Below are 17435 nucleotides of genomic sequence, written 5' to 3' on the forward strand. Positions count from 1 at the left end.
TAATGATGCAAAGTGTTGATATCGCGATTGTTGGTGGTGGCATGGTTGGCCTAGCGCTTGCTGCTGCCCTAAAAGACAGTGACCTAAGAATCGCTGTCATTGAAGGCAGAGCGCCTAGTGAAGGGCTGAGTGAGCTGCCTGATGTGCGTGTATCCGCGTTGAGTCGTTCTAGTGAAGTGATTCTTCGTAATCTAGGTGCATGGCAAGGTATCGAACAAAGACGCGCTGCACCGTATCAAGCGATGGAAGTGTGGGAACAAGACAGTTTCGCTCGTATTGAGTTTGACTCGACACGCTTGGCTCAGCCTAATCTTGGTCATATAGTTGAAAACCGTGTGATTCAATTAGCGCTGCTTGATCAGGTTAAGAAACAAGACAACGTCAGCCTGTATATGCCCGCAACGTGTAAAACGATGGCGATTGGTGAAAGTGAAGCTTGGTTAACATTGGACAATGGTCAAGCACTGACAGCTAAGTTAGTTGTTGGAGCAGACGGCGCAAACTCTTGGGTTCGTAAGCAGCAAGATATCCCATTAACACATTGGGATTACGGACACAGTGCGATTGTCGCGAACATCAAAACCACAGAGCCGCACCACAGCGTTGCTCGTCAAATCTTCACGCCTCAAGGCCCATTGGCATTCCTACCAATGCAACCAAGCAACATGAGCTCGATTGTTTGGTCTACGGAACCAAATCGTGCCGAGAACCTCGTATCAATGTCGGATGCTGAATTCAACAAGCAGTTAACAGCTGAGTTCGATGCAAAGCTGGGCTTATGTGAAGTGGTTGGTGACCGTTTTGCCTTCCCACTGCGCATGCGTTATGCGCGTGACTTTGCGGTAGAGCGTGTGGCTTTGGTTGGTGATGCTGCTCATACCATTCACCCATTAGCAGGGCAGGGCGTGAACCTTGGCCTATTAGACGCAGCAAGCCTAGCGCAAGAGCTGTTAAAGCTATGGTCTGCGGGTGAAGACATTGGCACCAAGCGTAATCTTCGCGGCTACGAGCGCTGGAGAAAAGCAGAGGCGGCGAAAATGATTGCTTCAATGCAGGGCTTTAAAGATCTGTTTGAAGGCGATAACCCAGCTAAGAAGCTGATTCGTGGCATTGGTATGAAGCTTGCGGGCCAATTACCGGGTGCGAAAGATGAGATCATGAAGCGCGCACTGGGTTTGTCTGGCAATCTTCCTGACTTAGCTAAGCGTCCAGTGACTCATCGATAATGACATAGTGTTCTGGTGGTATATCGAATCATCATTGATACGAAAATTGGTACGAAAAAAGGGTTGGCATAATGCCAACCCTTTTTGTTTTTAATTCTGTAGATAATCAGGTCATGCGTACGCGCAGCGCAGTTTCATGATTTCACTATTTATTTCTTTCACTGTTTGAAAGTGACGTTTTTCTGCTCGGTCTGGTAGCACTAGCTTACCGTTATCAAACTCAAATTTTCCTACGCCGTAAATGTAGATTCGTCCTTTGAAAAGTCGACTTACATGTTTAGCAATCATACTCGGTGTATAGCGCTTAAACAGTCTCATTCTTAATTATCCTTATATTTACCTAGCCTGCATATTATAGAAAAACTCCGAGATAATAATTGTGATAAGCATGGAGTTATATGCAGTAGCGTTGACGTTAATTAGATATTTGTGCTGTTCTAAGCACTTTCTTCAGTAAATATCTATTTTTACGTGAGCTCCTCCCCAAAATAATACTGAGTAGTGAACTGCCGTGAACTTTTCTGTTCAGTATTAAGCAGTGATAATGTTACAAGTATAAGAATAGGCGGGATTTTTTTGTTTGTGTAATCAAATTGTAAATTTCGGACAAAAAAAAGCCCGTCTAAAACGGGCGAATAGTCACAGATGCATTACACAAAAGTGGATACTGATGTTACTCAGTGGATTCACTTGCACTGATTTGCTTAATAGCTAGTCAGTAAATTTACAATAACGCAAATTTAACTTTGTGACTACTTATGCTTTTATTTTGAGTAACTATTTATTAATGGTGTGTTCTTCTTATGACGAGGTTCACACTAAAAATGTACTCAATGAAATATTAAAATGAAGTTTGCGAAGCATGATCTAAACGATCATCGACTGATGTCCGCGACGGTCGGTGCACATAGCGCCATAAGATCATTGAGATCCAGCGCAACGCCAGCCATTCGGTCGCCGGAGCTAATGGTTACGGTCGAGTTGTTTTGAATGGAAGGATCAAAAATGATCGGCATGTGTCTCTTGAGAGCGAGCGGACCAACACAACCCACTTTAAAACCGGTGATCGCTTCAACATCAGCGAGCGACACGCAGGTCATTCGACGGCAATTCAGTACCGAGCGTACTTTCTTGGGGTCGACAGAGCGATCGCCAGCAGTACAGGCTAACGCATACTGGTTGCCCATATCCTTGAGCAGGATGCACTTCACCATTTGAGAGGCGTCGATGCCTCGCTCTTGTGCAGTTTCTTCAATGCTGGTGGTTGGCTTGCTTTGCATCAGCAGGCGATAATTCACCTGCTGTTGATCCAGCCATTGTGTAATCTGCGTTTCCACGTGGTTACTCGTCGTCAAGGCTGTACGGCAGTGGCAGGATATTCCATGTTTGATCAGGCTGCGCGGTCAGTCGCAGCTGAACATCGTCATCAAGGTTGTTTGGCAGTACCATCAAACCAACCGCTCGGTTATCAGCAAATTGATAGACGTTTAATAGTCGGCCTGCGCCACGCCAGTTCTCACCCACACTACGTTCCAGTTCAATAGGGTTTTCTAACGACAGCACGTCCGCAGTTGTGCCCGACACAATGCGCATCTCACGCTTGTTCATGCCACGGTACTTAGCACGAGCAACCGTTTCTTGACCTGTGTAACAGCCTTTTGAAAAGCTGATACCGCCAATCGCTTGCAGGTTAAGCGCTTGAGGGATGTGCTCGTTTTGCTCTGCTTTCGATAGGTTAGGCTGAGCATCAAGAATTTCATGATATTGCCAAAGTGTTTCTGATACTTTCTCCGCAGCGCTGTTTGATACCAAGGCTTCAGCGGCTTCTTCTGTCACAAGTAGAGCCCAGCGATTGTCTGAGACTTTAACCGCTGTGCCACCAGAGATAGCACGCACGTTACCTTGGCCTTCTGAAATTGAATCAATATATTGATCCGCAGACGCGCCCATCACACCGATAACAACATCTGTCGTTTGCTCGATATCAACCTTAGAGAACACCGCGTACTTCTTGATTTCAACGAGCTCGACTTCAATCGCAGATTTAGGCTGCATGAGTGCGTAACCGCCATTGTGATGGAACAGGCGGAAGATGCTCCATACCTTTCCTTTTGCATCACAGTGCGCGCCTAACGTGGATTCATCATTAGGAAGAGTGACGACATCGCACGTTACTTGACCCTGTAGGTACGACTTTTTGTCATCGCCTATCATGGTGATTGCGCTCCAGTCTGACACGTGTGTCATCATCAGTTCTGGAAGCGATTCATTTTGCGTATGAGCGAGTGGCTGAAATGTGTTTTTCCAATCCATTTTATCTTTCCTAAGAATTTTATTTGGCTCTATGTTAATCCGGTTCTGTTTCTTTGTCAGCCTAGGTTTTTTTGTGAGCTTAGATAGGGACTGTGACTCACATAGTAGTTGCAGGGCGTATGACTTGTTACACTCCGAGAAAGAAAAATTATAGGTGAGGATAGCCAATGTACACTGCAGAGCAGAAAGCACGAATTAAATGGGGTTGCCGTCGCGGCATGTTAGAACTTGATGTAGTCATCATGCCATTTTTCGAAGAGTGTTTTGATTCATTGCAAGAGCAGGAACAGCGCGAGTTTGTTTCTCTATTAGAGTGTGATGATCCAGATTTGTTTACTTGGGTAATGGGCCACGGACGCAGTGAAAACCTAGGCCATGCATCAATGGTTGATAAAATTGTCGCACACAACCTCAGCAAGGTTCGTTAAGCTTCAGCTTAACCCTTCGTATTCCGCATTATTTGCAAAAGGCACTATTTTTGGGTGCCTTTTGTTTTTCATCGTCCTGTCTTCTATTCCACTTGCCGCCAGCCTTTATTGCTTAGCTTTAATGATCCGCTTGTTCAGAAACAATCATGTGATTCTAAATAGTGTCTATGGGCGTTTTGATTACAGAGAGGATGGTGATATTCGACTCAATGACCGAACTTACCGACTCAAGTCCGTTGATAAGATCTGGGCGCAGTTCTTCGTTAAATTGCAGTTTGAATGTGGGCACTCGGTACTGCTTTGGCGGGACAGCTGTTGCGAGCGAGAATATCGCCATTTTCTGGCGAACTTACAACGAGCGCGCTAGAGAAGCCAAACTATTCGATGAAAGAAAGTATTAGATAAAAGAAAGCGTTAGACAAAAGAAAAGGGAGCACTCGGCTCCCTTTCGTTTAATCATTTTCCGCTGACGGCTAATTCGCTAAGCACGTTTAACCAATTATTATGATTGGCGTTTCTCTGGCGTCAGAATCGTTGGGCCACTGTCTTCTGCAAGTTCAGGGTAATCCAACGTGTAGTGGAGGCCGCGGCTCTCTTTACGTTGCATTGCACAACGAACCATTAGTTCTGCCACTTGTAGCAAGTTACGCAGTTCTAATAGGTTATTCGAAACCTTGAAGTAGCTGTAGTACTCATGAGTTTCTTGTTGCAGCATCTGAATGCGACGCAATGCTCGCTCTAGTCGTTTATCCGTTCGAACAATGCCCATGTAATCCCACATGAATAGGCGCAGTTCGTGCCAGTTGTGTTGAATGATAACTTCTTCATCACTGTTGGTGACCTGGCTTTCATCCCATGCTGGCAGTTCAGCGCACAGTTGAGATTGGTCGATGTTCTCAACGATATCTTTTGCTGCTGCCCATGCGTAAACCACACACTCAAGCAGTGAGTTAGAAGCCATTCGGTTTGCACCGTGTAAGCCGGTGTAGCTCACTTCGCCAATCGCATACAAGTTCGTTAGGTCGGTTTGACCCTGCTTATTCACCATGACACCACCACACGTGTAGTGAGCGGCTGGTACGATAGGGATCGGCTCTTTGGTCATGTCGATGCCCAAGTCCATCAAGCGAGTATGGATCATCGGGAAGTGCGCTGTGATGAATTCTTCAGGCTTGTGGCTGATATCAACATACATACAGTCGGCACCTAAGCGCTTCATTTCGAAGTCAATTGCACGAGCAACCACATCACGTGGCGCCAGTTCACCGCGCTCATCGAAGTCCTTCATAAAGCGAGAACCATCTGGACGACGCAAGTAAGCACCTTCACCACGCAGTGCTTCCGTTAGTAGGAAGTTACGCGCTTCTGGGTGGAATAAACAAGTTGGGTGGAACTGGTTGAACTCAAGGTTTGCCACACGACAACCCGCACGCCAAGCGATAGCAATACCATCACCTGAAGAAACATCTGGGTTAGAGGTGTATTGGTAAACCTTTGAAGCGCCGCCTGTTGCTAATACAACAAACTTAGCGCGCACGGTTTCAACATGTTCTTGGTTACGGTTCCAAATGTAGGCACCGATCACCTTGTCTTTTGAACCACCAATCTTATCTTCCGTGATCAAATCCAGCGCATTGTGGCGCTCGAAGATCTCGATATTTGGGTGGTTGTTGACGTTATCTTGTAGTGAGGTTTGCATCGCCATGCCAGTTGCATCGGCAGCGTGCAGAATTCTGCGGTGACTGTGGCCACCCTCACGAGTGAGGTGATATTTTGGTTGGCCTTCTGTGCTGTTCTCATCTTTATCAAATGGAACACCACCATCAATCAGCCATTGCACACACTCTTTCGCATTTTCAGCAATGAATTGAACTGTATCTTCTTCGCATAACCCAGCCCCAGCGATTTGAGTATCCTCTACATGAGACTCAATACTGTCCGACTCATCGAACACCGCGGCGATACCACCTTGTGCGTAATACGTCGATCCTTCGCTGCGTGGTCCTTTGCTTAATACAATTACTTTTGCATGTTCTGCTACGCGTAAGGCTAATGACAAGCCTGCCGCACCACTTCCTACCACTAATACATCACACTGATGTTCACGGTTTGCGTTCATAAAACTTATTAAATCCCGGGCTATAGTCGAGTTGTCCACTCTCAATTGACTTTGTCTTGTTTTAGGAGTTTGGCTAAGACTGTTATAATCTCTCCAGAGTCATCCTTAAACGCTATGCAAAATCAATATATAGACAGCTATCTAGAAATATTTAATTGCTCAATACCATTGCTTTTGCTCAAGTTTCCCCAAATTGATAGGGATAGCTATTTTTATTACATCACATTGTGAAACAATAATGGCAAATAATTTTAAGAAAGTTGGAACTTTCGGTATTTGGCTTAGTCACAATAGTGCTCTTGTAGACGGTGGTGTCAATACTACATTTCGCATAATTAGTACCCATATCTGTGAAGGTGAGGGTTATAACAATAGGAGTACCCGCTCGAATGAACGAGCAGCTAACCGATCAAGTGTTGATTGAGCGAGTTCAGAGTGGAGATAAGCAGGCATTTAACTTACTAGTGGTTAAGTATCAAAACAAAGTTTGTAATCTTATCTCTCGATACGTGAATAATTCCGGTGATGTACCTGATGTAGCACAAGAAGCTTTTATTAAAGCTTACCGCGCGATACCTAACTTTCGTGGCGAGAGTGCCTTCTATACATGGTTATACCGAATTGCCGTGAACACCGCTAAAAATCATATCGTTGCCCAAAGCCGTAGGCCGCCAGCAACCGATGTAGATGCAGAAGATGCAGAATATTACGAAACAGGCAGCGCGTTAAAAGAAATATCGAACCCTGAGAACTTAACGCTGTCAAAAGAATTGAAACAAGTCGTTTTTGGAGCGATTGAAGCGTTACCAGAAGACTTAAAAACTGCAATGACGTTGCGTGAGCTCGAAGGTTTGAGCTACGAAGAGATTGCAGAAGTAATGGATTGCCCTGTAGGAACCGTACGTTCGCGTATTTTCCGAGCTCGTGAAGCAGTGGAGAAGAAAATCAAACCTCTTTTGCAACGCTAGAACTTGTAATAATTATGGTGAAAATAATGGCTGATAAAGAAAAGCTTTCGGCACTCATGGATGGTGAAACGATCGATAAAGCTCTCATTGTAGATCTAGAATCTGATCAAGAAAGCATGGATACTTGGCAGAGTTACCATTTAATTGGTGATGTTATGCGTGGGGATTCGCCAGAAACTCCAGAGTGGAACATTGCTAATAGTGTAGCGGCAGCGCTTGAGAACGAGCCTGCACATGGTTCAATGTCGAACCTGCACCAAGTGAATGTTGAACCTACTGTTGCTCCAATTGAAGAGCAACCTAAACCTCAGCAAGCGAAGCGTCAGCTTCCGGCGTGGTTACAACAGTTTGGACAAGTTGCCGTGGCAGCGTGTGTTTCATTAGCCGTTGTATTAGGTGTTCAACAATATGGTGGTAGCGACCCTGCAGCACCAGAGCAGTTGCCTGTACTCCAGACGATTCCATTTGCCGGTTCTGCGGAACCAGTAAGTTTAACGCGTGACTCTGTTGAGAAACCAGCATCTGAAGCTAACTTGCAAGAGCAGCGCAAACGCGTTCATGCATTGTTAGAAGATTATGAGCTGCAGCTAAGATTAAACAGTGATGCATCGCCAATGCAAGATGCACATCTAGAATCGGACATTGAATGAAGAAAATCCTGGTCAGTGCACTGACACTGTTCAGCTTGATGTCTCCAACAGCCTTTGCAGAGGAAACCACTGCAAAGGCCTTGTTGCATCAAATGAACGAGGCCAGTCAGCATCTAAATTACGAACTCTCCTACATTTTGATAAAGAAGAGCAGTATTGAGCCTCTTGTTTATCGCCATGCGGTTAACGACGACCAACAACTTGCACACCTTGTTTATCTAAGCGGCCCTGTTCGTGAAGTCATTCGACGTGGCAACGAAGTTAGCTACATCGAGCCGGGTACAGAGCCATTTACGATTCAGTCAGGCAGCATGGTTGCGCCTGTTATTCCGATGATTAATCGAGATATCGAATCTCTGAATCAGTACTACGACTTTGTGAAAGTTGGTCGCTCTCGTGAAGCAGGTAGCACCACTCAAGTGCTGCGTGTCGTGCCGAAAGATGGCCTTCGCTACTCTTACGTGGTTTGGGTAGACGAAAAAACGAATCTTCCTTTGCGTGCCGACCTTTTGGATCGTGATGGCGAAGTGCTTGAACAGTACCGCACTATCTCTTACGTGGTGAACGATAAGATTGCTGAGGCTATGGGTGGCTTGAGCCAAGCTCAATTGCCGAAAGTTTTATCATTACCGGAAGGCTTAGTGAGTGAAACTAACTGGCAAGCGTCGTGGATTCCTGAAGGGTTTAAATCAAAAGAGCTTAGCCGCTATCAAATGGCTGCGACCGATAAAATGGTTGAAAGTCAGCTTTTCAGTGATGGACTGTTTAACTTTTCGGTTTATATCGCGGAAAAAGATGAGCATTCATTGAAAGGGCAGCTGGTGCGTCAAGGGCGTAGAACCTTGCACAGCTTAGTGATTGGCGATAAAGAGATCTCTGTGGTTGGTGACATTCCGCCGGCAACTGCAAAACGTATTGCTCAGTCAGTTACATTTAATAAATCGGTACAAGCGCAATGATGACCGCGCTGGCGACCGTTAGCTCGGTTGAACAAAAAGGTAAGCAATACTTTGTTCAATTGAGCTGCGAACAACAAACCAGTTGTAGCAGCTGTTCTTCTCAAAAAAACTGCGGTACGGGTATTGTGACCAAGGCTGTTGGCAATAAATCTTTGTTTTGGCAGCTTAAAACCAAAAGCTTAGTCAAAGCTGGACAAATCGTAGAAATTGGCTTTCCAGAAAAAAGCCTACTTCAGTCGGCGGCGATTGTTTATCTCATCCCACTTTTCATGTTGATGATTGGTGCTGGTTTTGGGCAACTCTTGTTACAACCCTTACTCCAGGGGGGCGAGGGCATTGTTATCTTAAGTGCAGCACTGTTTACTGCTGGTGGGATTGCCTTAGCGAAGCGGTTAGCCAAACCCATGGAAGACAAATCCAAGCAAGAAGTCGTCTTGATTCGAATCCTAGGTGAGTCTCTCGTCTAATTTATGATGCTTCTTGCCCTTAAATTGGGTAGAATCTGCCAACTTGATTGAAATGCCGCCACCAATGCTGACTGTAGATTGGACGCGTCGCGGCTTTCTTATTATCCCTATTCAAAGAGTTTAGTCACACCAAGCCTATGAAGCACATTCGTAATTTTTCGATTATCGCCCACATCGACCACGGTAAGTCGACCCTTTCTGACCGCTTAATCCAAGTTTGTGGAGGATTAAGTGAACGTGAGATGGCAGCTCAAGTCCTCGATTCTATGGATATAGAACGCGAGCGTGGTATTACAATTAAAGCGCAGAGTGTGACTTTAGATTACAAAGCTAAAGATGGTGAAACTTACCAACTTAACTTTATCGACACTCCTGGACACGTAGACTTCTCTTACGAAGTATCTCGTTCTCTAGCGGCTTGTGAAGGCGCACTACTTGTAGTGGATGCTGGCCAAGGTGTTGAAGCACAAACTCTAGCAAACTGTTACACAGCAATCGAAATGGAACTGGAAGTAGTGCCAATCTTGAACAAGATTGACCTACCAGCTGCTGAACCAGAACGTGTTGCTGAAGAAATCGAAGAGATCGTTGGCATCGATGCGATGGAAGCGACTCGCTGTTCTGCGAAAACAGGTTTGGGTGTTGATGATGTTCTAGAAAACATCGTGACGGCAATCCCGCCACCGGAAGGTGATCCTGAAGCGCCTCTACAAGCGTTGATCATTGACTCTTGGTTCGATAACTACCTTGGCGTAGTTTCTTTGGTTCGTATCAAAAACGGTAAGCTGAAGAAGAACGATAAGATCAAAGTAATGTCGACAGACCAAGTATGGGGTGTTGACCGTCTAGGTATCTTCACGCCTAAGCAAATCGATACTACAGAGCTAAATACTGGCGAAGTAGGTTGGGTTGTTTGTGGTATTAAAGACATCCTAGGTGCACCAGTTGGTGATACGTTGACGCTTGCAAAAGGCGGCAGCACTGAACGTCTGCCTGGTTTCCAAAAAGTGAAGCCTCAGGTATACGCAGGTCTATTCCCTGTATCATCTGATGACTACGAAAACTTCCGTGACGCGTTAGGCAAGCTAAGCCTGAACGATGCGTCATTGTTCTTTGAACCAGAAAGTTCAGCAGCACTTGGTTTTGGTTTCCGTTGTGGCTTCTTAGGCATGCTTCACATGGAGATCATCCAAGAGCGTCTAGAGCGTGAATACGACCTAGACCTAATCACGACTGCACCAACAGTAGTGTATGAAGTTGTAAAAACAGATAAAACGGTTCTTTACGTTGATAGCCCGGCTAAACTGCCAGCGGTTAATGACCTAGAAGAAATTCGTGAACCAATTGCACGCTGTAATATCCTGGTACCTTCGGATTACCTAGGTAACGTAATCACACTGTGTGTAGAGAAGCGTGGCGTACAAGTAGACATGGTTTACCACGGTAATCAAGTTGCTGTGACGTACGATCTTCCTATGGCTGAAGTAGTTCTCGACTTCTTCGACCGTCTGAAGTCAACGTCTCGCGGTTACGCATCATTGGATTACAACTTCCAACGTTACGAGCCATCAAACATGGTACGTGTAGACGTATTACTGAATGGCGAAACGGTTGATGCTCTAGCGATCATTACGCACAAAGATATTGCTCAGTCTCGTGGTCGTCTACTGGTAGAGAAGATGAAAGAATTCATCCCTCGTCAGATGTTCGATATCGCGATTCAAGCAGCGATTGGTAACCACATCATTGCTCGTTCTACAGTAAAACAACTGCGTAAGAACGTAATCGCAAAATGTTACGGTGGTGATATCAGTCGTAAGAAGAAACTTCTTAAGAAACAAAAAGAAGGTAAGAAGCGTATGAAGCAGATCGGTAACGTTGAACTGCCTCAAGAAGCGTTCCTTGCAATCCTTCACGTTGGAAAAGACTAGGTATCAATCGCACTAACTATCTGCTGAATATTACTGGTTAAAATCGTTTATTTCTTTGTTGCAAAGATTGCAATTAGGCCCACTAGTCACTGCACTTTGCGCCTCGAACTAAACGATTTTTCCTGCGTAATCTTCCCAGCATTTAGTCAGCATGATTGATACAAATTAGAAATATTAAGCAGAGTGAAAGAGTTATGCTCTTTCACTTTCGTTATTTTTAAAGAAATGAAATTTAAGGGATATCAATGGCTAATACATTTTCGCTTATCTTAGTGATCGTAACTCTAGTGACCGGCATTGTATGGGCGTTGGAAAAGTTTGTGTGGGCGAAGAAGCGCCAGCAAAAGCTTGCTGACGTTGAAGCACAATCGAATGGCCTAGACGCTGAAACCAGCACAAAAGTTACGGCTCAGCCTTGGTGGGTTGAGAACAGTGTGTCCATTTTCCCGGTAATTGCATTTGTTTTGATCTTGCGTTCATTCATCTATGAACCGTTTCAAATCCCTTCTGGCTCGATGATGCCAACCCTTTTGGTTGGTGATTTCATCTTGGTAGAGAAGTACGCTTACGGTCTAAAAGACCCAGTATGGCGCACTCAATTGGTAGAAACAGGCAAGCCAGAACGCGGTGATTCAATCGTATTTAAGTACCCACCTCAGCCAAACATCGACTACATTAAGCGTGTTGTTGGTATGCCAGGTGACACTATTCGCTACAGCAGTCGTAAAGAGATCTGTATTCAGGCGAAGGGTACAAGTAGCTGTGAACCAGTGAAACTAAGTCACGTTGAAGAGAGCCAATTTATTCAAGATGGTGTGCCTCTGATTCAGCTGAATGAACAGCTTGGAGATGTTGAGCACCAAATTTTAGTTAATCCATTACGCCGTGATCGTGTGCAAGCATATCAGCCTCGCAATGGTGTTAACGAGTGGGTCGTTCCAGAAGGCCAGTACTTTGTGATGGGTGATAACCGTGATAACAGTGCTGATAGCCGTTACTGGGGCTTTGTCCCTGAAGCAAACCTTGTTGGTAAGGCCGTTGCTATTTGGATAAGCTTCGAATTCGAACGCGGTTCAGACAGTGTACTTCCAACATGGATTCCTACTGGTGTGCGTTTTAATCGCATCGGTGGGATTCATTAATCGATCAATTAACACATCGAGAGAGCATGAATTCTCCAATTGATAAACTAGAGAGAAAGATTGGCTATCAGTTTAATGATGCCGATCTTATCCACTTGGCGCTGACTCACCGCAGCGCCGCAGGTAAACATAATGAACGTCTTGAGTTTCTGGGCGATTCAATTTTAAGTTTTGTTATCGCTGATGATCTTTACCACCGTTTCCCTAAAGTAAACGAAGGTGATATGAGCCGCATGCGTGCAACATTAGTACGTGGTCATACATTGGCAGAACTAGGTCGTGAATTCGAACTAGGAGATTACTTAAAATTAGGTCCAGGTGAGTTGAAGAGTGGCGGTTTCCGTCGTGATTCTATTCTAGCGGATGCGGTTGAAGCGATCATCGGTGCTGTCTATTTAGATAGTGATACCGAGACGGTTCGCGGCATTATTTTAAGCTGGTACCAATCTCGCCTAGATGCTATTCAGCCTGGAGTATCTCAAAAAGATCCGAAAACTCGCCTACAAGAGTTTTTGCAAGGTCGAAGAAATCCTCTGCCTGTCTACACAGTGACTAATATTAAAGGTGAAGCACACAACCAAGAGTTTACGGTTGAGTGTGAAGTGGCAGGTGTGGATAAACCTGTTATCGGTAAAGGCACTAGCCGCCGCAAGGCAGAACAAGCGGCTGCTGAAACAGCATTAGAGCAACTAAGCAATGTCTGATAACAACCAAGATTTCGATATCGATGCATTCTTTTCATCTGATAGCAAAAAAACAGGCCTACCGGAAAACCAACACTGTGGCTTCATCGCTATTGTCGGTCGCCCAAACGTAGGTAAGTCGACGCTTCTGAACCATATTCTGGGACAGAAGATTTCTATTACATCACGTAAACCACAGACGACACGTCACCGTATTATGGGCGTTGAAACTGAGGGTGATTACCAAGCGATCTTTGTTGATACTCCTGGACTTCATATTGAAGAAAAGCGTGCCATCAACCGCTTGATGAACCGTGCGGCGAACAGCTCACTGAGTGATGTGAACCTAGTATTCTTCCTTGTTGATGGTACTCACTGGACTGACGACGATGAGATGGTTCTGAACAAACTGAAGAAGACTGACTTCCCAGTTGTACTTTGCATCAACAAAGTAGATAACGTTCAAGACCGTACTAACGTGATGCAGCACATGATGGAAGTCTCTAAGAAGATGGACTTCATTGACGTTGTGCCAATCTCAGCGAAGCAAGGTAAAAACATTGATGTACTGCGTAAGCACGTACGTGAACATTTACCTAAAGCGACACACCACTTCCCTGAAGAATACGTGACAGATCGCTCGCAACGTTTTATGGCCTCTGAAATTATCCGTGAAAAGCTGATGCGCTTTACGGGTGACGAGCTACCTTACTCGGTAACGGTTGAAATCGAACGTTTCGATTACAACCCAGATAACGATGGCTTCCACATCAATGCACTGATTCTTGTTGAGCGTACAGGCCAGAAGAAAATGGTGATTGGTAAAGCGGGCGAGAAGATCAAAACGATTGGTCGTGAAGCGCGTATCGATATGGAAGAGCTATTCGGCCGTAAGGTTTACCTAGAGACTTGGGTCAAGGTTAAATCTGGCTGGGCTGATGATGAGCGTGCACTTCGCTCGTTAGGCTACATCGACGATCTATAATATATTGAACGTCACTTTCTGAGATTAAGAAAGTTGAACTGAAGATAAATCCAAGAGAGAGTGCGAACTCTCTCTTTTTGTATCTGTAATAAGGGTAAGTGATTGAGCGAAGGGTTACAGCGATGCTTTGTGTTGCACCGTCGACCATACAGTGAGTCGAGCCTGATCTTGGACGTCTTCAGCGAAGAGTTCGGTCGGGTGACGTTGATGTCTAAAGGCGCTCGCAGCAAGCGTTCCAATTTGAAAGGTGCATTACAACCTTTTACGCCGCTATTGCTTAAGTGGTCTGGTAATGGTTCGATGAAAACCTTACGCCAAGCTGAACCCATCAGCTTGGGGCTCCCTCTCGCCGGTATTAATCTGTATTCAGGCATGTACGTGAACGAGCTTATCGGTCGGGTATTGATGGCGGAAGTACCGATGCCTGCACTTTTTCACGACTATCTTCATGCTTTAACAGAGCTGGCGCATAATGATAATCCTGAGCCAGCACTGCGTCGCTTTGAGCTGGCTCTATTATCTGCTATGGGTTACGGCGTCGACTTTTTACACTGCGCGGGCACTGGCGAAGCGATTGATCCGAGCATGACTTATCGCTATCGAGAGCAGAAAGGTTTCATCGCTTCAGTACGTCGAGATAACCTGACTTTTATGGGCGATGAACTTATTGCAATCAGCGAACGTAGGTTTATCACTAAAGAGCAGTTAAAAGCGGCAAAACGCTTTACACGCATAGCCTTAAAGCCGTATCTTGGCGGCAAACCATTAAAAAGTAGAGAGCTATTTATGCCAACAATAGCCCTCTCCAGAGCACGGAGTATTGGAAAATGAGCTCAATCCTTTTAGGCGTTAATATCGACCATATTGCAACACTACGTAATGCACGTGGTACTAAATACCCAGATCCAGTACACGCAGCTGAAATCGCTGAACGTGCTGGTGCAGATGGCATTACTATTCACCTGCGTGAAGACCGTCGTCACATCGTTGATCGCGATGTGCGTATTCTGGCTGAAACACTTCAAACTCGCATGAACTTGGAGATGGCCGTAACGGACGAGATGGTTCAAATTGCACTCGATACTAATCCTGAGTTTGTTTGTCTGGTTCCTGAAAAACGTGAAGAGCTAACCACTGAAGGTGGCTTGGACGTAGTTGGTCAACTAGAGAAGATCAAAGCGGCGACACAAAAACTGTCTGCAGCAGGTATCAAGGTATCTCTGTTTATCGATGCTGACCGTGAGCAAATCGATGCTGCAAAAGCGTGTGGCGCACCGTTCATTGAACTGCACACGGGTCACTATGCTGATGCTAAGACAGAAGAAGATCAACAAGACGAGCTTAAGAAGATCGCAGCAGGCGCAAGCTATGCAGATGACTTAGGTATCACAGTCAATGCGGGTCATGGTCTGACTTACCACAACGTAGCACCGATTGCGGCACTTCCAGAGATCTACGAGCTGAACATCGGTCACTCGATCATGGGACGTGCAGTGTTTGATGGCTTAAACAAAGCCGTTGCAGACATGAAAGCAATCATGGAAACAGCACGTAACAACGCTTAATTTTCTAAACAGTAAGCGTTAAGTCGTAAGCGACGAATTAGTAGAGTTAATAGATAGAAGTTTGTTAGTAGGGTAAGCATGGCTGTTGTTGGATTGGGTACAGATATCGCAGAAATTGAACGTGTTGAAAAGGCATTGTCACGAAGTGGTGACGCTTTTGCTCAGCGTATTTTGACCGATTTTGAATTTGAAGTATTTCAGCAACTGAAGCAAAAAGGGCGTTACCTTGCAAAACGTTTTGCTGCCAAAGAAGCGGCATCTAAGGCGTTAGGTACGGGTATCGCGCTGGGTGTGACCTTCCACGACTTTGAGATTTCAAATGATGAGCATGGCAAGCCAGTTCTGAGCTTGCATAAAAAAGCGCGTGAAATCGCAGAGGCGAATGGCACAACATCGATTCATCTGACTATCTCGGATGAGCGTCACTACGCTGTGGCAACGGTGTTACTCGAATCGTAAACAGATTATCGCGACTTTATATCTAGTGCTCTTGGCTCTAGACAGAAAAAAGCAGAGCTCATGAGCTCTGCTTTTTTATTGGCGGGTAAACCCTCTAAAGAATACTAGTGAGTAACAAGTACCCGCTAGGCCTTCGCCTGTTTCAAGTAGTGAATCGCGGTTGCTTGAACCTTATCTAATTCATCCTGAAGCTCGAAAAGCTCAGGTTCAATGTCTTCAACAGAAGTACCTGAACGCAGCTCTTTCTCTATTGTCGCACATACCGATTTTAGCCTTGGTACGCCGCTGTACGAGCTGCTGCCATGCATCTTGTGAATGATGTGTATCAGCTCTTCAACTGGATAGTCACTGTCTTCTATCGCTTTGTCTGCTGCCTCATACACCTCTGGAATAAAGTCGACGAGCATTTGCAGCATATCGCGTGCGAGGTCTTCTTTATTGGCGGCTTGTTTCATCGCAGCTTGCCAATCAATGATGATGTTTGTGTGTACGCTGGCTTCAGTTTCTGACACTGGACCGTTGTCGACTTCAGCGGAGACCGCTGGGTGGTCTGGATCTATTTTTTCGATGTGCTCAACCTCAGAGGTCGGGCTCCAATGAATCAGAACCTGCTGTAAAACATGCTCTTCAATAGGTTTGGTTAGGTAGTCATCCATGCCCGCTTCAAGTAGTCGATCTCGTTCGCCAATCATTGCATGCGCGGTTACGGCTATCACAGGTGTGTTCGCATTGTTCGCCAGTTTTTTGATGTTCTGGCAAGCGGTCACACCGTCCATCTGTGGCATTTGAATATCCATGAAGATGATATCAAATGGCGTCTCTGTCGCTTTGTCTATAGCCTGCTGACCACTGGTACAACTGATGACGGTTTCTACACGCTCTTTAAGCAGCGCGGTAATCAACTTAAGGTTGGCTGGGTTGTCGTCTACTGCCATCACAGTAAGCGGTAACTTCTCTTCAGAATGCGTTTCAATCGCTGGTGCAATCAAGGTAGGTGCCTGATTCGATACCAGAGTTTGCAGCAACTTCTTACGAGAAAGAGGCTTAGTGATGCACTGAACATCGACCTCTTTCATTAGTTGCTCACCCAACGCTAGCTCGGTACTTGGTGTACCAATAATCACGTTTTGAGCAATCTTCTTCGCACCGATCGCCCAACCACTCACAGTATCAAATTGATACTCTTGGTTGGCGGCTAGGTTAAGCAGAACGTAGTCATACGAGGTCGTCTCATCTGGCATCACCGAACGATACGTTACCACTAAGCCTTCTTGGGTTAGGATTTGCTGAGTAATCGATGCCGCTTGCATGTTTGGCTCGATAAGCAGCAGTTGTTTGTCTTGCAGACACTGCGTCTCAATCAGCTCTGTCATCGGCATATCAGTCGTTGATAGTCTCAAGGTGAACCAGAAGGTAGAGCCTTGGTGAAGACGACTGGTTAGGCTGATCTCTCCGCCCATTTGGCTGACCAGTTTTTGGGTGATAACCAGACCTAAGCCTGTACCGCCGTAACGACGAGAGATACTTGCATCGGCTTTGG

The 17435-nt window shown here is 45.5% G+C and carries 19 protein-coding genes; 14 read left to right on the forward strand and 5 right to left on the reverse strand.

Going from position 1 to position 17435, the window contains the following annotated elements:
* Nucleotides 1-2: 2 nt before the first annotated feature.
* Complete coding sequence (locus A136_RS14670) at nucleotides 3-1226, forward strand: FAD-dependent 2-octaprenylphenol hydroxylase (RefSeq protein WP_017063203.1); 1224 nt, start codon at nucleotides 3-5, stop codon at nucleotides 1224-1226.
* Nucleotides 1227-1337: 111 nt separating this feature from the next.
* On the opposite strand, the gene A136_RS14675 is transcribed toward A136_RS14670, so the two are convergent.
* The 3 genes from A136_RS14675 to ygfZ all read right to left on the reverse strand — a co-directional run bounded on the left by A136_RS14675 (nucleotide 1338) and on the right by ygfZ (nucleotide 3539).
* Entirely contained in the window at nucleotides 1338-1544 is a 207-nt protein-coding gene (locus A136_RS14675) for a DUF1107 domain-containing protein (protein WP_009847660.1), read from the reverse strand.
* A 557-nt stretch (nucleotides 1545-2101) separates the two neighbouring features.
* The gene (locus A136_RS14680; protein ID WP_029235114.1) at nucleotides 2102-2563 is read right to left on the reverse strand and encodes an aminoacyl-tRNA deacylase; all 462 of its coding nucleotides are present in this window, start codon (nucleotides 2561-2563) and stop codon (nucleotides 2102-2104) included.
* A 4-nt stretch (nucleotides 2564-2567) separates the two neighbouring features.
* Entirely contained in the window at nucleotides 2568-3539 is a 972-nt protein-coding gene (ygfZ, locus tag A136_RS14685) for a tRNA-modifying protein YgfZ (protein WP_017063204.1), read from the reverse strand.
* Between the two features lie 167 nt (nucleotides 3540-3706).
* Here ygfZ and A136_RS14690 point away from each other — a divergent pair, with 167 nt between their 5' ends.
* Nucleotides 3707-3967, forward strand: a complete 261-nt coding sequence (locus tag A136_RS14690) for a succinate dehydrogenase assembly factor 2 (RefSeq protein ID WP_004735374.1) — start codon at nucleotides 3707-3709, stop codon at nucleotides 3965-3967.
* Nucleotides 3915-4334 (forward strand): protein YgfX, encoded by a 420-nt coding sequence (locus A136_RS23185; protein ID WP_324295273.1) that lies wholly within the window; start codon nucleotides 3915-3917, stop codon nucleotides 4332-4334. Before A136_RS14690 ends, A136_RS23185 begins: the two co-directional genes overlap by 53 nt.
* A gap of 135 nt (nucleotides 4335-4469) precedes the next feature.
* Here the strand turns inward: A136_RS23185 and nadB are convergent, their stop codons facing one another.
* On the reverse strand, nucleotides 4470-6086 hold the full coding sequence (gene nadB / locus A136_RS14695) for an L-aspartate oxidase (RefSeq protein ID WP_017059049.1): 1617 nt from the start codon (nucleotides 6084-6086) through the stop codon (nucleotides 4470-4472).
* Nucleotides 6087-6475: 389 nt separating this feature from the next.
* Between nadB and rpoE the strand changes: the two genes are divergently transcribed.
* The 11 genes from rpoE (at nucleotide 6476) to acpS (ending at nucleotide 15895) form a co-directional block, all read left to right on the forward strand.
* Nucleotides 6476-7054: an RNA polymerase sigma factor RpoE gene (gene rpoE / locus A136_RS14700; protein ID WP_008223963.1), complete on the forward strand. Its 579-nt coding sequence runs from the start codon at nucleotides 6476-6478 to the stop codon at nucleotides 7052-7054.
* 26 nt (nucleotides 7055-7080) lie between these two features.
* Nucleotides 7081-7704: a sigma-E factor negative regulatory protein gene (locus A136_RS14705; RefSeq protein ID WP_017063205.1), complete on the forward strand. Its 624-nt coding sequence runs from the start codon at nucleotides 7081-7083 to the stop codon at nucleotides 7702-7704.
* Nucleotides 7701-8663 (forward strand): sigma-E factor regulatory protein RseB, encoded by a 963-nt coding sequence (gene rseB, locus A136_RS14710; RefSeq protein ID WP_017059047.1) that lies wholly within the window; start codon nucleotides 7701-7703, stop codon nucleotides 8661-8663. The genes A136_RS14705 and rseB overlap by 4 nt, the downstream gene beginning before the upstream one ends.
* Complete coding sequence (locus A136_RS14715; RefSeq protein WP_017059046.1) at nucleotides 8660-9130, forward strand: SoxR reducing system RseC family protein; 471 nt, start codon at nucleotides 8660-8662, stop codon at nucleotides 9128-9130. Before rseB ends, A136_RS14715 begins: the two co-directional genes overlap by 4 nt.
* 137 nt (nucleotides 9131-9267) lie before the next feature.
* Nucleotides 9268-11061 carry a translation elongation factor 4 gene (gene lepA / locus A136_RS14720; protein WP_017059045.1) on the forward strand — a complete coding sequence of 598 codons (1794 nt, stop codon included), beginning with the start codon at nucleotides 9268-9270 and terminating at the stop codon, nucleotides 11059-11061.
* A 245-nt stretch (nucleotides 11062-11306) separates the two neighbouring features.
* Complete coding sequence (gene lepB, locus A136_RS14725) at nucleotides 11307-12203, forward strand: signal peptidase I (RefSeq protein ID WP_017063206.1); 897 nt, start codon at nucleotides 11307-11309, stop codon at nucleotides 12201-12203.
* A gap of 26 nt (nucleotides 12204-12229) precedes the next feature.
* Nucleotides 12230-12907: a ribonuclease III gene (gene rnc / locus A136_RS14730; RefSeq protein ID WP_017059043.1), complete on the forward strand. Its 678-nt coding sequence runs from the start codon at nucleotides 12230-12232 to the stop codon at nucleotides 12905-12907.
* The gene (era, locus tag A136_RS14735) at nucleotides 12900-13871 is read left to right on the forward strand and encodes a GTPase Era (RefSeq protein ID WP_017059042.1); all 972 of its coding nucleotides are present in this window, start codon (nucleotides 12900-12902) and stop codon (nucleotides 13869-13871) included. The genes rnc and era overlap by 8 nt, the downstream gene beginning before the upstream one ends.
* A 102-nt stretch (nucleotides 13872-13973) precedes the next feature.
* Nucleotides 13974-14702 carry a DNA repair protein RecO gene (gene recO / locus A136_RS14740; protein WP_019826299.1) on the forward strand — a complete coding sequence of 243 codons (729 nt, stop codon included), beginning with the start codon at nucleotides 13974-13976 and terminating at the stop codon, nucleotides 14700-14702.
* A complete protein-coding gene (gene pdxJ, locus A136_RS14745; RefSeq protein WP_017059040.1) occupies nucleotides 14699-15436 on the forward strand; it encodes a pyridoxine 5'-phosphate synthase in 738 nt (245 codons plus the stop codon). The genes recO and pdxJ overlap by 4 nt, the downstream gene beginning before the upstream one ends.
* Before the next feature lie 78 nt (nucleotides 15437-15514).
* Nucleotides 15515-15895: a holo-ACP synthase gene (gene acpS / locus A136_RS14750; RefSeq protein ID WP_017063208.1), complete on the forward strand. Its 381-nt coding sequence runs from the start codon at nucleotides 15515-15517 to the stop codon at nucleotides 15893-15895.
* 125 nt (nucleotides 15896-16020) lie between these two features.
* Here acpS and A136_RS14755 read toward each other — a convergent pair.
* Nucleotides 16021-17435: response regulator (locus tag A136_RS14755; RefSeq protein ID WP_017063209.1), on the reverse strand; the 1415-nt coding region annotated here is incomplete at its 5' end.

The sequence above is a fragment of the Vibrio crassostreae 9ZC13 genome (genome assembly GCF_000272045.2).
GTDB classification, from domain to species: Bacteria; Pseudomonadota; Gammaproteobacteria; order Enterobacterales; family Vibrionaceae; genus Vibrio; species Vibrio crassostreae_C.

What these genes read in the sequence shown, in the direction of transcription:
- A136_RS14705 (WP_017063205.1), top strand. Translation starts at nt 7,081, where the DNA reads ATGGCTGATAAAGAAAAGCTTTCGGCACTCATGGATGGTGAAACGATC.
- rnc (WP_017059043.1), top strand. Translation starts at nt 12,230, where the DNA reads ATGAATTCTCCAATTGATAAACTAGAGAGAAAGATTGGCTATCAGTTT.
- A136_RS14690 (WP_004735374.1), top strand. Translation starts at nt 3,707, where the DNA reads ATGTACACTGCAGAGCAGAAAGCACGAATTAAATGGGGTTGCCGTCGC.
- nadB (WP_017059049.1), bottom strand. Translation starts at nt 6,086, where the DNA reads ATGAACGCAAACCGTGAACATCAGTGTGATGTATTAGTGGTAGGAAGT.
- lepB (WP_017063206.1), top strand. Translation starts at nt 11,307, where the DNA reads ATGGCTAATACATTTTCGCTTATCTTAGTGATCGTAACTCTAGTGACC.
- ygfZ (WP_017063204.1), bottom strand. Translation starts at nt 3,539, where the DNA reads ATGGATTGGAAAAACACATTTCAGCCACTCGCTCATACGCAAAATGAA.
- rseB (WP_017059047.1), top strand. Translation starts at nt 7,701, where the DNA reads ATGAAGAAAATCCTGGTCAGTGCACTGACACTGTTCAGCTTGATGTCT.
- A136_RS14670 (WP_017063203.1), top strand. Translation starts at nt 3, where the DNA reads ATGATGCAAAGTGTTGATATCGCGATTGTTGGTGGTGGCATGGTTGGC.
- A136_RS14675 (WP_009847660.1), bottom strand. Translation starts at nt 1,544, where the DNA reads ATGAGACTGTTTAAGCGCTATACACCGAGTATGATTGCTAAACATGTA.
- A136_RS23185 (WP_324295273.1), top strand. Translation starts at nt 3,915, where the DNA reads ATGCATCAATGGTTGATAAAATTGTCGCACACAACCTCAGCAAGGTTC.
- pdxJ (WP_017059040.1), top strand. Translation starts at nt 14,699, where the DNA reads ATGAGCTCAATCCTTTTAGGCGTTAATATCGACCATATTGCAACACTA.
- era (WP_017059042.1), top strand. Translation starts at nt 12,900, where the DNA reads ATGTCTGATAACAACCAAGATTTCGATATCGATGCATTCTTTTCATCT.
- rpoE (WP_008223963.1), top strand. Translation starts at nt 6,476, where the DNA reads ATGAACGAGCAGCTAACCGATCAAGTGTTGATTGAGCGAGTTCAGAGT.
- lepA (WP_017059045.1), top strand. Translation starts at nt 9,268, where the DNA reads ATGAAGCACATTCGTAATTTTTCGATTATCGCCCACATCGACCACGGT.
- A136_RS14715 (WP_017059046.1), top strand. Translation starts at nt 8,660, where the DNA reads ATGATGACCGCGCTGGCGACCGTTAGCTCGGTTGAACAAAAAGGTAAG.
- acpS (WP_017063208.1), top strand. Translation starts at nt 15,515, where the DNA reads ATGGCTGTTGTTGGATTGGGTACAGATATCGCAGAAATTGAACGTGTT.